General features: G+C 69.6%; 13 protein-coding genes and 1 tRNA gene. 6 read left to right on the top strand and 8 right to left on the bottom strand.

Translation table 11 applies throughout. The features are described 5' to 3' along the window. Nucleotides 1-170: 170 nt before the first annotated feature. The 5 genes from H623_RS22260 to galU all read right to left on the bottom strand — a co-directional run bounded on the left by H623_RS22260 (nucleotide 171) and on the right by galU (nucleotide 4929). Nucleotides 171-1658 carry an InlB B-repeat-containing protein gene (locus H623_RS22260; RefSeq protein ID WP_022900355.1) on the bottom strand — a complete coding sequence of 496 codons (1488 nt, stop codon included), beginning with the start codon at nucleotides 1656-1658 and terminating at the stop codon, nucleotides 171-173. Nucleotides 1659-1849: 191 nt separating this feature from the next. Then, nucleotides 1850-1922, bottom strand: a tRNA-Ala gene (locus H623_RS0107670). A gap of 194 nt (nucleotides 1923-2116) precedes the next feature. Beyond that, nucleotides 2117-3202 (bottom strand): hypothetical protein, encoded by a 1086-nt coding sequence (locus H623_RS0107665; protein WP_022900354.1) that lies wholly within the window; start codon nucleotides 3200-3202, stop codon nucleotides 2117-2119. Between the two features lie 100 nt (nucleotides 3203-3302). Then, nucleotides 3303-3950 (bottom strand): GNAT family N-acetyltransferase, encoded by a 648-nt coding sequence (locus H623_RS0107660; RefSeq protein ID WP_425402086.1) that lies wholly within the window; start codon nucleotides 3948-3950, stop codon nucleotides 3303-3305. 37 nt (nucleotides 3951-3987) lie between these two features. After that, complete coding sequence (gene galU / locus H623_RS18560) at nucleotides 3988-4929, bottom strand: UTP--glucose-1-phosphate uridylyltransferase GalU (protein WP_022900352.1); 942 nt, start codon at nucleotides 4927-4929, stop codon at nucleotides 3988-3990. Between the two features lie 56 nt (nucleotides 4930-4985). Here galU and H623_RS0107650 point away from each other — a divergent pair, with 56 nt between their 5' ends. From H623_RS0107650 to mscL, 3 genes are all read left to right on the top strand, one after another. Continuing rightward, nucleotides 4986-5591, top strand: coding sequence for a 5-formyltetrahydrofolate cyclo-ligase (locus H623_RS0107650; RefSeq protein ID WP_022900351.1), 606 nt, complete (start codon nucleotides 4986-4988; stop codon nucleotides 5589-5591). An 86-nt stretch (nucleotides 5592-5677) separates the two neighbouring features. Further along, nucleotides 5678-6004 (top strand): FmdB family zinc ribbon protein, encoded by a 327-nt coding sequence (locus H623_RS0107645; RefSeq protein WP_022900350.1) that lies wholly within the window; start codon nucleotides 5678-5680, stop codon nucleotides 6002-6004. Nucleotides 6005-6065: 61 nt separating this feature from the next. Further along, complete coding sequence (gene mscL, locus H623_RS0107640) at nucleotides 6066-6536, top strand: large conductance mechanosensitive channel protein MscL (protein ID WP_022900349.1); 471 nt, start codon at nucleotides 6066-6068, stop codon at nucleotides 6534-6536. A gap of 39 nt (nucleotides 6537-6575) precedes the next feature. On the opposite strand, the gene H623_RS21705 is transcribed toward mscL, so the two are convergent. Continuing rightward, the gene (locus tag H623_RS21705) at nucleotides 6576-6809 is read right to left on the bottom strand and encodes a hypothetical protein (protein WP_157560912.1); all 234 of its coding nucleotides are present in this window, start codon (nucleotides 6807-6809) and stop codon (nucleotides 6576-6578) included. A 22-nt stretch (nucleotides 6810-6831) separates the two neighbouring features. After that, nucleotides 6832-10620, bottom strand: a complete 3789-nt coding sequence (locus H623_RS0107635) for an AAA family ATPase (protein ID WP_245558953.1) — start codon at nucleotides 10618-10620, stop codon at nucleotides 6832-6834. Nucleotides 10621-10716: 96 nt separating this feature from the next. Between H623_RS0107635 and H623_RS0107630 the strand changes: the two genes are divergently transcribed. After that, a complete protein-coding gene (locus H623_RS0107630; protein ID WP_051143154.1) occupies nucleotides 10717-10962 on the top strand; it encodes a hypothetical protein in 246 nt (81 codons plus the stop codon). Continuing rightward, entirely contained in the window at nucleotides 10959-11588 is a 630-nt protein-coding gene (locus H623_RS0107625; RefSeq protein WP_026940069.1) for a hypothetical protein, read from the top strand. Before H623_RS0107630 ends, H623_RS0107625 begins: the two co-directional genes overlap by 4 nt. On the opposite strand, the gene H623_RS0107620 is transcribed toward H623_RS0107625, so the two are convergent. Further along, the gene (locus H623_RS0107620; protein WP_022900346.1) at nucleotides 11554-12687 is read right to left on the bottom strand and encodes an aminotransferase-like domain-containing protein; all 1134 of its coding nucleotides are present in this window, start codon (nucleotides 12685-12687) and stop codon (nucleotides 11554-11556) included. The genes H623_RS0107625 and H623_RS0107620 overlap by 35 nt on opposite strands. A gap of 208 nt (nucleotides 12688-12895) precedes the next feature. Between H623_RS0107620 and H623_RS0107615 the strand changes: the two genes are divergently transcribed. After that, entirely contained in the window at nucleotides 12896-13327 is a 432-nt protein-coding gene (locus tag H623_RS0107615) for a MarR family winged helix-turn-helix transcriptional regulator (protein ID WP_026940068.1), read from the top strand. The last annotated feature ends 14 nt before the right edge of the window (nucleotides 13328-13341 follow it).

Here is a 13341-nt window from a genome sequence, read left to right as displayed (position 1 = left end):
TGTCGGGCGCGGTCTCGCTTCCGAGCCCGTTCGCGGCTCGGGTGCACCGGCTGGAAGGCGTGCGACACCTGCACCTGTGCGTGGGCGCTGCGTGGAGCAGTAAAGACGCAAGTAGACCGGTGAGGTCTGCCCTCATGCGGCCAGCAGGGCCCCGGTCGGCGCTCGCCCGCTCAGCGCGCGGTGCGGCGTCTGCGCAGACGCAGGGCGAACCCGATGAGGATCAGCGCCGCACCGGCGGACCCGATCGGGAGCACGTCCACGCCCGTGTTGGCGAGAGCCGACGGGGCGTCGCCGATTGCCGACGGGGCGTCGCCGGCGGCGACTGTCGGCGGGTCGTCATCGCCGCCGACGTCAGTCGCCGGGTTGCTCCAGCGTGCGTAGAGGGTGAGCGACTTCGGGCCGCCGAGGCCCAGGTCGGTTGTGGCGATCACCGGGGTGCCACCAATGGCCTGCGTGAACCATCCGTCGAAGACGTAGCCCGCGCGAGTCGCGTCCGCGGGAAAGTCGACCTCGCCGTCCTGGAAGGTGCGCGCGTAGACGGCGCCGGAAGCGGTCGGCACCGTACCGCCGTTGCCGTCGAGCAGCACGGTGACGTTGTGTCCCGTCACGTTCTCCGGGTTCTGGATGGCGTCGGGCTTCTGACTGATGTAGGGGTTCTGGATGGTGCCGGTGTTCGCGAGGGTGCCGGAGACGGTGAGCGTGCCCTCGTTGCGGATCGTGCCGGAGTTGGTGGCGACGACGCCCGCCGGGATGTCGATGCGGTTGAAAGGAGGCAGGATCAAGGTGCCGGCGTTGGACAGCGATCCGAAGTTAGTGCTGTCCGGCGCGACGCCGTCGCCGGGGCCGATCACGTTCGAGCTGAGCCCCGAGCCGACGGTGACCACGGCGCCCGCGCCGATCGAGAGGGATGCACCGGAGCCGAAGTAACCGCCACCGATCCCCGCGGACTGCTCGTTGCTGTTTCCCGCCGTCACGGTGCCGCCGTCGATGACGATCCTGCCGCCGTCACCGTCACGGCCGCCACCGATCCCCGCAGCCCACTCGCCACCGGTCGTGGTGACAGTGCCGCCGTTGATGGTGGTGGTGCCGCCGGCGCCGCCGTTCCCGCCGCCGATTCCGGCTCCGCCGTTCTGTCCCCGGGTGGCGATCACGCCGCCGTCGATCGTGATCGTGCCCGCGTCCTCACCGTCGGCTCCGCCGATTCCGGCTCCGCCGCCACTTGATGTGTCTCCGTAGCTGCCGGTCGCGTCGAGGGCTCCGTTGACTCCGCCGGGGGCTGAGTCGACGATCGTGAGGGTGGTTCCCACCGGGACGCCGAGCCCGGCCGACCCGACGGGGTCCTCGTCGCCGGCGACCAATGTGAGCCGGTGGCCGTTCAGGTCGAGAGTCAGCGCGTTGCCGGCGTGGACCTTGACGACGTCGCTGTCGGCATCGCCGGTGAGGTCGGCGCCGAGGGTGATCGTCGAACCGGAGGGCTGGGTCGCGAACGCGTGCGCGAGATCGGAGATCGAGCTGACCGCTTCGTCGGCGTGGGCTGCCGAGACGGGTCCGATGACGAGGGCTGCCGCGGCAGCGACCGCGGCGGCGGCGGCGAGCATGCCCACTCGTCGCGTCCGTTCGGTCGCCGAGGTCTCGGGGGCGACGGCACTGCGCGGCATCTCAGGTCCACTCTCGTCGGGGAGCTCCCGTGTCGCCACGGAGCGGCGCGACCAGCTGGACAGCGCGTTCGCCAGCCTAGTGGATCCGCGGACGGCGGACCCCGGTGGCCGAGCCGCAGACGACAGGAAATCTTCTCGTACGAGACGCCGGGCGAGAACCTGCCGGAGCGGGTCTCATGAGTCTTCTTCGGTGGAGCTACGGGGATTCGAACCCCGGACCTTCTCATTGCGAACGAGACGCGCTACCAACTGCGCCATAGCCCCAAGTGCGTATGTGACTTTAGCACGAGGTGCGGGCCGATTCGGAATCGAGCACGGGTTCCGGCCGCCGCCATGAAGCCGTCCCGAAATACCCCACGTGACCTCCGACATCTGTCGTCGACAACAGCAGACACGCCGACGGCGACACCGGAACAGCAGGAATGCTGCTGTTCCGGGCGATGTCTGCTGTTCTGGCGTCAGCCGACGCGACGGCGGCGCAACGCCTCGTCGAGATCGAGGTGCTCGCTCTCGACGCCGTCCAGCACGCCCATGCGGGCGAAGCGGCTGGGCGCGGCGCTCTCCACCGCGGTGTTCTCCACCGCGATGCTCTCCACCGCGGCGCTCTCCGTCTCGGGCGCCTCGACGTGGGCGGCCGGCGCCTCCCGCTTCGGCAACGTCGGCACGGAGGCTTCAGCGATCTTCGCCGCCCGCGCTTCCAGCTCCGCTCGCGCCGCGGCACGGCGCAAGGCCACCGCCGCATCGAGGGATGCCATGGCCGCGGCCGCCCGCGACCCCGGCGACTGATACATCGGCTTGGGCAACGGCTGCGGCTCCCACGTGACCGTTGCCGGCGCCGACGGCGACTCCGTCGCGACCTCGAGAGAGTGGTCGAAGAGCTCGGGCTCCGCTCGCACTGTCGCCACCCGGGCCGGACGCGCTGCACGGTGCGCGGCGACCTGCAGCGCGAGCCGACGCAGCACGGCGATGGCACAGACGAGCAGTGCTGCGGAGGCCAGGAACACCCACCACGATCCAGCGGTGGCCGCCGCGTACGCCCCGAAGCAGAGCCCGATCAGCGACGCGACCACGGCACCGAACGTGACGAGTCGGCTGCGGCGCACGGCGTGGGTGAAGGTGCGCTCGCGCTGAAGACGCGTCGCCGGCGCGACCGTCCCCGACCCGGTCCGCGCCTGCATCGCGTCGCGAGCGGTGGCACGCGCCTGCGCCTGTGCTTCGCGCTCGGCCTCCCGCTCGGCGGCGAGCCGGGCCGCGGCCCTGGCCTCCGACTGCGCGTGAGCGCGAGCGGCGGCATCCGCGTTGGCTCTGGCTTTCTTCAGAAGTTTCTGCTGTCGTGCCACATCACGGGCCGTCGCTTCGACGCGCACCTCTTCGGGCACCTCCGCCGTCTCGGCGAGTATGCGCAAGGTCTGCTGCAGACGCACCGCGTTGCGTTCGGCGTTGAGGTAGTCGCGGCGTCGCAGCCAAGTCGGCACGAGATACGCGAGCCACAGGACCGCGGCGAGAGCGATGACGACACCGCCGCTCAACGTCCCCCCGTTCATGCCACTACGGTAGGCGCACCACGACGCAACCGGCCGTCGCCGAGCCCGTGTGTCCCCGATCGGCGCTGTGTCCCCGATCGGCACCCCGGAACCAGGATGCTCACCGTCCCCGCGACAGCAGCGGCTTCGTCGCCGCCTCGATGTCGGCGAGCGGAACCGTGGCGGCATCCGCGGGGACGTCGCCCGAGCGCCACCGGCGCAGCACGCCCTGCGGTATCTCCTCGACGACGAGCGCGAAGCAGAAGTGGTCGCGCCAGTCGCCGTTGATGTGGATGTACCGGCGACGCAGTCCCTCGTACCGGAAGCCGAGCTTCTTCACCACGCGCAGCGACGGTCCGTTCTCCGGGCGGATGCAGATCTCCATGCGGTGCAGACCCAGCTGGAAGAAGCAGTAGTCCGTCGCCAGCGCGACGCTCGTGGGGGTCACGCCCTTGCCGGCGAAACGCTCCGCCACCCAGTACCCGAGCGTCGCGGACGCCAGCGAACCGTAGGTGATCGACGACACGTTCAGCTGACCGGCGAGCTGGCCGTCGTACTCCATGACGAACGGGAGCCCGTGTCCGGCGCGCGCCGAGGACTGCAGCGACCGGATGCTCGCCCGCGTGTCGAACGTCGCCGGCCCGTGCGGGCTGGTCGCCTCCCATTGCCGCAGCCAGGTGCGATTGTCGACGAGCTCCTTCTCCAGGGCGCGCGCATCACGCAACCGAATGGGACGGATGCCCACCGCACCGTCGTTCAAGCTGGGCACGTACACGAGTCGTCGGCCTTGTCCTCAGTCGTCGTTCTCAGTCTTGTGAACTGCCGACGCCCGGCTCGTCGATCGTCTGTCCGCTGGAGGGCTCGTCGGCCAGGCCCGACGCGAACTCGCGCAGCCACGGGCGCAGCTGCGGGCCCAGATCCTCGCGATCCACCGCGAGCTGCACGATCGACTTCAGGTAGTCGAGACGGTCGCCGGTGTCGTAGCGCCGACCACGGAACACGACACCGTACACACCGGGGCCATCGGCCTCCGCCGCCATCTCCTGGAGAGCATCCGTCAGCTGGATCTCGCCGCCCTTGCCCGGCTCGGTGTGCTCGAGCACGTCGAACACCTCCGGCTGCAGCACATACCGGCCGATGATGGCGAGGTTCGACGGGGCGTCCTCGGCTGCCGGCTTCTCGACCAGCCCGCGCACGCGCACCACATCGTCGTCGTCGGTCTTGTCGACGGCCGCGGCGCCGTAGAGGTGGATCTGCGAGGGGTCGACCTCGAGCAGAGCCACGACGCTCGTGCCGCGCTCCTGCGCCACCTCGATCATGCGCGTCAGCAGCACGTCGCGGCCGTCGATGATGTCATCGCCGAGCAGCACCGCGAAGGGCTGCGCGCCAACATGCTTCTTCGCTCGGAGCACCGCGTGCCCGAGGCCCTTGGGATCGCCCTGCCGCACGTAGTGCATGTCGGCCAGATCGGTCGAGTACATCACGCGGCGCAGCTTCTCGAGGTCGCCCTTCGCCTGCAGCGTGGTCTCGATCTCGGTCGCGCGGTCGAAGTGGTTCTCGAGCGCGTTCTTGTTGCGGCCGGTGATCAGCAGCACGTCATCCAGCCCGGCTCCCACGGCCTCCTCCACCACATACTGAATGGCGGGCTTGTCGACGACCGGCAGCATCTCCTTCGGCATCGCCTTGGTGGCCGGCAAGAATCGTGTTCCCAGCCCGGCCGCGGGAATGACAGCTTTGGTGATGACCATGCTGCTCAGGGTATCCGCTGGCCGAGCGCGACGAGAATCCCTTTAGGATGCCTGCTATGGCCCCCGCCCCGAGCAGCGCGTCGCCCGCGGATCCGAGCAGCGCGAAGCGCGCCCTTCGCGCCGAACTCCGCGAGCGCCGCAAGAACGCCACCGCGATGCAGCGGGAGAAGGCCGCGGAGGGGATCACGGCCCAGCTGCAGCAGCTCGTACGGCAGTACGGGGCGAATTCGCTCTCCTGCTATCTCTCCGGCCCGAACGAGCCGAACACGCGCCCGTTCCTGAACTGGGCGTTCGCTCAGGGGCTGCGCGTGCTGCTCCCGATCAGCCGCGACGACGGACTCTTGGACTGGACGGTGGACGACGGGGAATCGGAGGCACTGGGCATCCACGGCCTGCCCGAGGCCGTCGGAGAGCTGCTCGGACCCATCGCGATCAACGACGTCGACCTCATCATCGTTCCGGCGGCCGCAGTGGACTCCGGCGGCATGCGGATGGGCTGGGGCAGGGGCTACTTCGACAAAACCTTGGGGAGCATGGAAAAATGTCCACCGGTGTATGCCGTGGTGTTCGACGGCGAGGTGCTCGACGAGGTGCCCCGCGAACGGCACGACGAGCCGGTGAACGGAGCGGTGACTCCGACCCGTATTCTCCGGTTCAGTTGACAGTGCTTCAGTTGACGCCCGCTACAGCTGACAGCGCTACAGCTGACAGCGCTACAGCTGGCACCGCCCCTAGTGAAAGAGATCCCATGCCCACCTACTCCTACAAGTGCACCGAATGCGGCCACGCGTTCGACATCCACCAGTCCTTCAGCGACGACGCGTTGACGACCTGCCCCGAGTGCGGCGGGCAGCTGCGCAAGGTGTTCGGCTCGGTCGGTGTCACGTTCAAGGGGTCGGGCTTCTACCGCACCGACTCGCGGTCGGGCACGACGCAGTCCGCGCCGTCGGCGAAGAAGGAGTCTTCGTCTCCGAGCGCTTCCGCGGAGACGAAGAGCTCCTCCGGCGAGACGAAGAGCGCTTCCGGCGAGAAGAAGAGCACTCCTGCGGCGACGACCGCGGGTTCTGCGGCCTGATCGCCGCTTTCTTCCGTACGATCTAACCGAAGAGGCGGCACAAGACACACGGGGGTTCACTGTGATCAAGGGCTTCAGAGACTTCATCATGCGGGGCAACGTCATCGACCTCGCCGTCGCGGTCGTGATCGGTGCCGCGTTCACCGCGGTCGTCAACGCGATCGTCTCCGGGCTCATCAATCCGCTGATCAGCGCGGTCTTCAACTCGAAGTCGCTCGACGACGCCCTCAAGGTCGGAATCCCCACCGTGTCGGGCGGCACGTCGTACCTGACGCTCGGCGCGATCATCGGCGCCGTCATCCAGTTCATCGCGGTCGCCGTGGTCGTCTACTTCGTGTTCGTCCTGCCGATGAACCACTTCCGCAAGCTCGCCGAAGCGCGTCGCGCTGCGGGGCAGGAGCCCGAGGCGGAGCCGCTCACCGACGTCGACCTGCTCACCGAGATCCGCGACCTGCTCGCGGCGCAGGCGGACGCCAAGCTGCAGGCGGCCGGGCGGCACGCGGACGCGCCGGCCGACAACTCGGCGGAGTAACAGCGCCGCGGAGTAGCGACGTCGCGGAACGCGCGCGGTCTACCCCCGCCGGTCCCCCGCGCCCCAGTGCGGTGGGAGGTCGCGCAACAGGCGATCATCGTTCGTCTGCGACCGCTCTCCCCATGCTCGATCAGTGTTCTCGGATGCCGGCACCGCGGCATCCTCGACCCCCGCCTGCGGAGTCGGGTCGGCACCCGGGGCACCGGGGCGATGGGCACGACGGCCGGTCGTGCGCTGTCCTGTTCGGCGCTGTCCTGTTCCGTGCTCGGCCACGCCTACCAGCGTACGGCGCTGGCTAGGCGTCGTCGCGCTCGATCGCGCCCAGCAGGCGTCCGATGCGCTGGGCGACGGCCTCGGGATCTGCGAAGAGCTCGAAGCTGTGCACGCGCAGGTAGTGCCAGCCCAGACGGCGCAGCACCTCCGGGCGCAGCCGCAGCGACTCCCGCAGGCTCGCGCCGCCGAGCACCCTGTCGGTCTCCACCACGACGGCTTTGCCGCGGAACGATGCGGCCAGGGGCAGCACTCCGCGATGGCCGAGCTGCACGTTCATGCCGAGCTTCTCGAGCCGGTAGGCGAGGTCGATGAGCAACGGCTCGGAGTCGTCGGGAACCGCGTCGTCCGCCGCCTCGATCTCGGCCGCCTCTTCGAGCACCTGCGCGAGAGCCACGATGCCGTGCTTCATGCGCGAGACGTCGATGTCGTCGGGACGGAAGCACGAGACGATGTCCATCGCCCGGCGCGCCCTGGTGAGTCCCACCGCCAGCAGGCGCTCGCCGCCCGGCTCGCCGAGCGGTCCGAACGACGACAGCAGGCGGCCGTGCGGCGTGCGACCGTAGCCGATGGAGAAGATGACCCGATCGCGGCTCTGCGCCACGGACTCCTCGAGCGTGACCACGGTGAACGGCTCGGGCCGGTCTCCGAGAATGAAGTCCGCGAGCTCCTGCCGCTTCGTGGATGCCGCCAGCACTGCGTGCTGCACGCGCACGGCGTGCTTCGCGCTGGCGGTCACCACCATGAGCGACTCCCGCGAGCGGTTCAGGGCGTGCTCCAGAACGAGCTCGACGACGCGAGCCAGTTCGGCATCCACGCTCTCCACGGTGCCGGTGTCGCCATCCGGCATGCCGTGCCCACCACGCACATAGCTGAGCGTGAGGCTCGCGTGCCCGAGAAAGCTCCCGGCCCACGGCAGCGACTCGATCTGGCCGCCGTAGAACCGGCGATTGACGAGCTCCGCGAGGTCGTCGCCCACGGAGCGATAGCTGCGCGTGAGGGTGTACACGGGCAGGAGGTCGGAGAGCCGCGCGAGCGCAGACGAGTCGTGCCAGGCATCCACATCGTGCGGCTCCGGCGCCGCGGGCGACGGGTCGGTGACGGCGATGCGGAACGGCGACGGCGTCTGCGTCACCGGGTCGCCGAACGCCACCACCTGCCGGGCGCGGCGAATCGCACCGATGTTCTCCACGAGTGTGCACGCTCCGGCGTCCACGAGCACGACGGTGTCGAACGCCATCGAGGCGGGCAGGGATGCCACGTCGTACGGCGACGCGAGCCAGACCGGTGCGAGCACTCGGCTCAACTGCGGTGCGCGCTCGGCGAGCAGCGCGGGTGTCACGTTCCCGGCCTTGAGCATGCGGCGCAGCGCGTCGGCCTGCTCGAGGTTGTCGGCCAGAGCGATCTTCCACTGCACCGAGAGCTGGGATGCCAGCATCTGGCCGGTCGCTGACGCGTGCGCCTGGTCGACGAGCCGGAAGTCCGCCTCCAGGCGGTCGAGCACGCGCGTGTTGGCGCCGAGTAGCGCCGTGTCGTCGGCCAGCAGCGTCTCGAGCACGGACTGCCACCAGGCCAGTTCGAGTTCCGCCGCCACGTTCTCGCTCGTGACGTGCCGAGCCGACAGGTCCGACAGCAGTGGGTCGAGGTGCAGTTCGCGCAGCCTGGAGAGCAGTGAGGTGCGCTCCTGCAGGTTGATGAGAACCTCGGACTCGACGGCGAGCCCGCCGAGCGCGCTCGTCAGCTCGTTCAGCGGCAGCGTCATCAGCGACTGCGCCGTGCCGGTGCGGCCGAGCGGGACATCCAGGCTCGTCAGGTCTTCACTGACGCGCTGGTACGCGACCTGCACATCGGCGACGCCCACGGGCACGCGCGGCGGAGCGCCCGCATCCGCGAACCGGTTCCACAGCTTGCGCTGCTGTTGGATGCGCCGCAGAGACTCGTTGAGGTCGGCCACGTGACCGCCGGGTCGCACGTACTCCAGAGCGAGCTTGCGCAGCCGGCGCCGGGTCGCGCCCGACATGCCAGGGGTGTCGCGCCGGTTCGAGGTGGCCGTGATCAGCTCGTCGAGAGGCCGGTCGAACACCGCGGGCAGAAAGCGGTCGAGCGTCTCGCGCAGATCGGCGAGCAGCCGCAGATAGACGCCGAGCTCGGTGATGTTCTCGAACGGTCGCAGCCGCGTGCCCTCGATGAGTGTGGTCGCGCGGTCGATGAGCCGCGGAACTTCGATGCTGCTGAGCTTCTTGGCCAGCGCGTGCGCGGCTGTCGCCTGCGACGTGGAGGCGAAGTCCGCCCCGTACCAGGGCGAGTCGCCCGGACCGTAGCGGAACTCGCCGAGCGCCGCGGCCTTGCGCAGAATGCCGGCGGCCTCGGTGCGGTCGCGCGCGAGCGCTTCGATGGAGGCCCGATCGAGGCGCGCTCGCGTGCGCGGCGGCGTGGGCAGCAGAGCGAGCCGCGCGAGCTCGCCGAGGGCGTCCAGCACGCTCACGCCGAAGGCGGGGTCGGCGGAGGTGAGGGCGCCGCGATAGTCGAGCAGCACCCGGCGCAGTCGCACGAGCGCGTCGTCGACGTCGTCGGTGGCGGGCTTGGCCGCCTTCTCATTGCGGGTGATGGACCTGATCAGATCCCGGCGCACGGAACGGGTCGCCACAGCGGCGCCGCCCAGGCCGACCTGGTCGAGGCGGTGCGCGATGGCATCCAGGCTGGAACGCCGTGGGCCGACGACGAGCACGCGCCGGTTGCGCGCCACGAGCGCGCCGATGGCGTTCACCACGGTCTGGGTGGCGCCGGTTCCCGGCAGCGTCTTGACCACGATGGAGTTGCCGCTGGCCACCTGCGCCACGACCCCCTCCTGCTCGGGGTCGGCATCCACCAGGAGCGTGTCGATCGAGGGCGGCCGGTTGTCCTGCGGAACCACCTCGGCCGGAGAGAAAGCACCCTCGATGCGCTCCCGGGCGCTCGGGTTGCCGGAGAGCGCGAGCAGCACGTCGTGATCGAAGTTGCCGAGATCGGCCGACATGCTGCTGGCTACGTCGGCGAACGACGAGACCACCAGCCGCGGCTGCACGGAGAAGAACTCGAGATGACTGGTGAGGCCGCGCAGGCGGTCGATCACGGGTTGCGGCTTGAAGACGCCGTTCGACTCCGACAGTGCGACGAACGCGTCGGCATCGAGCTCGATGCGGAACTGCTGGTGCAGCGCGTGCTTCAACTCCGGGTTGAGAAAAGTGCGGCCACGCAGCTTCAGCTCGAAATCGCGCCCGTAGCGGCGGATCGCCACCGGACGCAGCAACACCGGGGCGTCGTACTCCTCGGCACCGTCGCGCCAGTGTGCAAGCCCCACGCCGAGATGGATGGCGTCGATGCCGCGCACGGCGCGCAGCTCGATGCCCTTCGCGGTGATCGCTCCCGCGGCCGCCTTCGCCGTGCGCAGGGCGATGTCGTCGCGGATGAGGCTGGAGAGCAGAGTGCGGTCGCCGGTGATGAACTGCGGCAGACCGCCCGGGTGCGTCGAGCTCAGCTCGATGCGGGTGCGCGGGGCATCGACGAAGTGCAGCAGCGGAGACGGGCCCCCGATCGCGGCCACCTCTTCACGCCAGGATGCCCACGACGGCTCGGAGATATTGCCGGCCGAAACATTCGGATCGCCGAGGGTCACGGTGTACGGGCCCGTCGCCGTGCGCGGGTCGAGGGCTTCGTCTTCCCACGAATCCAACGACGTGAAATCCACGTCGTGTCTCTTCTCCGGTCTGCGCACACCCGAAACCCTATGCGTCAGGGGCCCGGATGCCCGTGAGGCGAGGCCGTTTCGCGGCATCCGTCCATGACGAATATGGGGTATAAGAGCACCCGTCGGCGTAGGCTGACGCGGGGCGGTTTTCAGATTCGAACCTGTGATTCCTGGGGAGTATCGATGAGCAAGCGCGACGACGTCGTCGAACTGGGCGGCAACCCGATCAAGACCCTGTACGGCTGGGGATTCCGGAGCGAACACGCCTACCTGGCAGCGTTCGTCTCGCTCGGACTGGTCTTCCTCAGCTGGGTCGTCTCCCGCATCAAGCACGATGAACGGGACCAGTCCGATCGGTGGGGACTCTTCATCGGGGAGTGGGTAGCCGTGCTGCTCGCCCTCGGTGTGGCACTCAAGCACGAAGAGTGACGGCGCCGGCCGACGCCGTGGCGCTGCTCGCGGCGACCGGTGCACGCACGGAATGGATGCCGTTCGCCGGCACGCAGACCACGCTCGGCGGGTGGCCTCTCACCCTCGTGCGCGCCGTGCACGCGCCGTGGGAACTGCGCATCGTGCGCGTCGACGGCGACGGCGTCTGCCGCGGCGTTCGATTGACGGGGCCGGCACTTGCGGACGTCGAGCTGGATGCCACGCGCCTGCATCAGGGCGTCGACCTCTGCACGCGGCGAGGCAGTGACGACGAGGACCACTCGGAGTTGCGGCTTCTCGTGCCGTGGGACGGCGATATCACCCTCGCCGACACGACGACGGGCGATCGTGCCGGTACGTCGCCGCTGGCGAGGGTGCGGGACCTGCCCTGTGGCTACCCGGTCATCGTCGCCGTGCGGCACAGCGCCTCTCCGCCGGCCATGCCTCGGGTCGAAGAGCAGCGCACGGACGCTGACGGCCGCCCCCTGCGCATCCGGAGCACGGGGTCGTCGATCCCCGAAGTCGAGCTGGCGCCGGCAGGCGGGGGTGGGCACGCGATCTCCGTCACGTGGCCCGACAACGTGCGGGAGGTCATCCAGGTGCCCCCGCCGCACCGCGCTCGGTGAGCAGCTCGGCGAGCACGTGCAACCCCCGTTCGGCCTCCTGCGCCGACGCGTGGCTGAAGTTCAACCGCATGGTGCCCCGGAGCGGCTCGTTCGGGAAGAACTCCTCCCCCGGCATGAAGGCGACACCGCGATCGATCGCCGCGGCAAGCAACGGACGCGTGTCGATCGGTCCGGCACCGGAGACCTCGCGCAGGCGCAGCCAGTAGAACAACCCGCCGTGCGGCGTCTGCCACTCGGCGAGGTGCTCGAAGTGCCGCCGCAGGCTGCTCTCGAACGTGTCGCGGCGAGCGCGGTAGAACCCGACGAGCGAGTCGATACGGGCATCCCAGCCGGAATCGGTGATCGCCGCCAGCACGATGCTCTGCGACAGGCGTGAGGTGTGCAGGTCGAGGGCCTGCTTGAGCATGACGAGCCGGCCGAACAGGTCCTCCGACGCGGCGAGGTAGCCGAGGCGTAGGCCGGGAGCGAAGGTCTTCGAGAACGAGCCCTGGTAGACCCACGAGCCGCCCGACATCCGCGCGGCGATCGGGGTGCGCTCGCACGGGTCGTAGGCGAGGTCGCGGTAGGGGTCGTCCTCGAACAGCACGGTGCCGGCGTCGCGGCAGCGGCGTGCGATCGCCTCGCGTTCGGCGTCATCGGCGCACGCCCCGGTGGGATTCGCGAACGTCGGGATGACGTACGCCAGCGCGGCGCGTTCGAGCTCGCGTCGCAGGTCGAGAAATCGCGCACCGTAGAGGCGGAACACCTGCAGGGCGGCCAGATACGTCGGCGACTCGAGCGCCACCGGCGTTCCGGGGTCGACGAAGAGCTTGGAGACCAGGTCGATGCCCTGCTGACTCCCGCTCAGCAGCATGACGCGCTCGGGCGGGGCGTCCAGCCCGAGCGCCCGCAGGCGGTCGGACACCACCGCGCGCAGCGTCGGCTCCCCTTCGCTCGGTCCGTACTGCAGAACATCGGCGGATGCCGTGCCCGACCAGTCGGGGAGCGTCTCGGTCGCGGGGAGGCCGCCCGCGAACGAGACCATGCCGGGTCGATCGATGACGCTCAGAATGGCTCGGATCGGTGAGGGCCGCAGCCGCTCGATACGCTCGGAGAACATGACGTGATTCCTCGGTGGTCTTCGATGGCCGACGTCATGTGTCGCGTGCCGCAAGGGGCGCTGGGCGGCGGGTGTGTCGCCCCTCGCACCGAATAGGTCAAGGTGGTTGACTTTATTATGCGGGTGAGAACGAGACGGGTCAACCTGCTTGACGTAGATGCGTCAGGTACGCGGGCCGAAAGATGCGTGCAATGGAAGGCAGCAGATCATGAGCAGCGCCGACCGTGAGGCCGAGCTCCGTCTCGCCATCGAAGAGCTGTACTTCGGCTACCGCGCGTTCACGGCGCTGCCGGACGAGATCCTCGCCGAGCGCGGCCTCGGGCGCACGCACCACCGCATCCTCTACTTCGTGCATCGCACCCCCGGCCTGTCCGCCGGCGAGCTGCTGAGTGTGCTGGCCGTGACGAAGCAGGCGGTGCACAAGCCGATCAAGGAACTCGAGCAGCGCGGCCTGCTGCGCATCAAGACGGACGTTTCCGACCGACGGGTGCGACGGCTCACTGTCACCGAGGCGGGGGCCGAGCTCGAGAGCCGGCTGACGCGATCGCAGATGGAGCTGCTGGAGGAGGCATTCGGCGGTCTCGCTCCAGCTGCCCAGGCGCACTGGCACGAGGTGATGCGGCGGCTCGGCGCGTCATGACGCGCACGCTGCGG

Origin of the sequence: Humibacter albus DSM 18994 (assembly GCF_000421825.1) — a bacterium.
GTDB classification, from domain to species: Bacteria; Actinomycetota; Actinomycetes; order Actinomycetales; family Microbacteriaceae; genus Humibacter; species Humibacter albus.
This window is presented reverse-complemented; position numbering and strand designations above follow the sequence as displayed.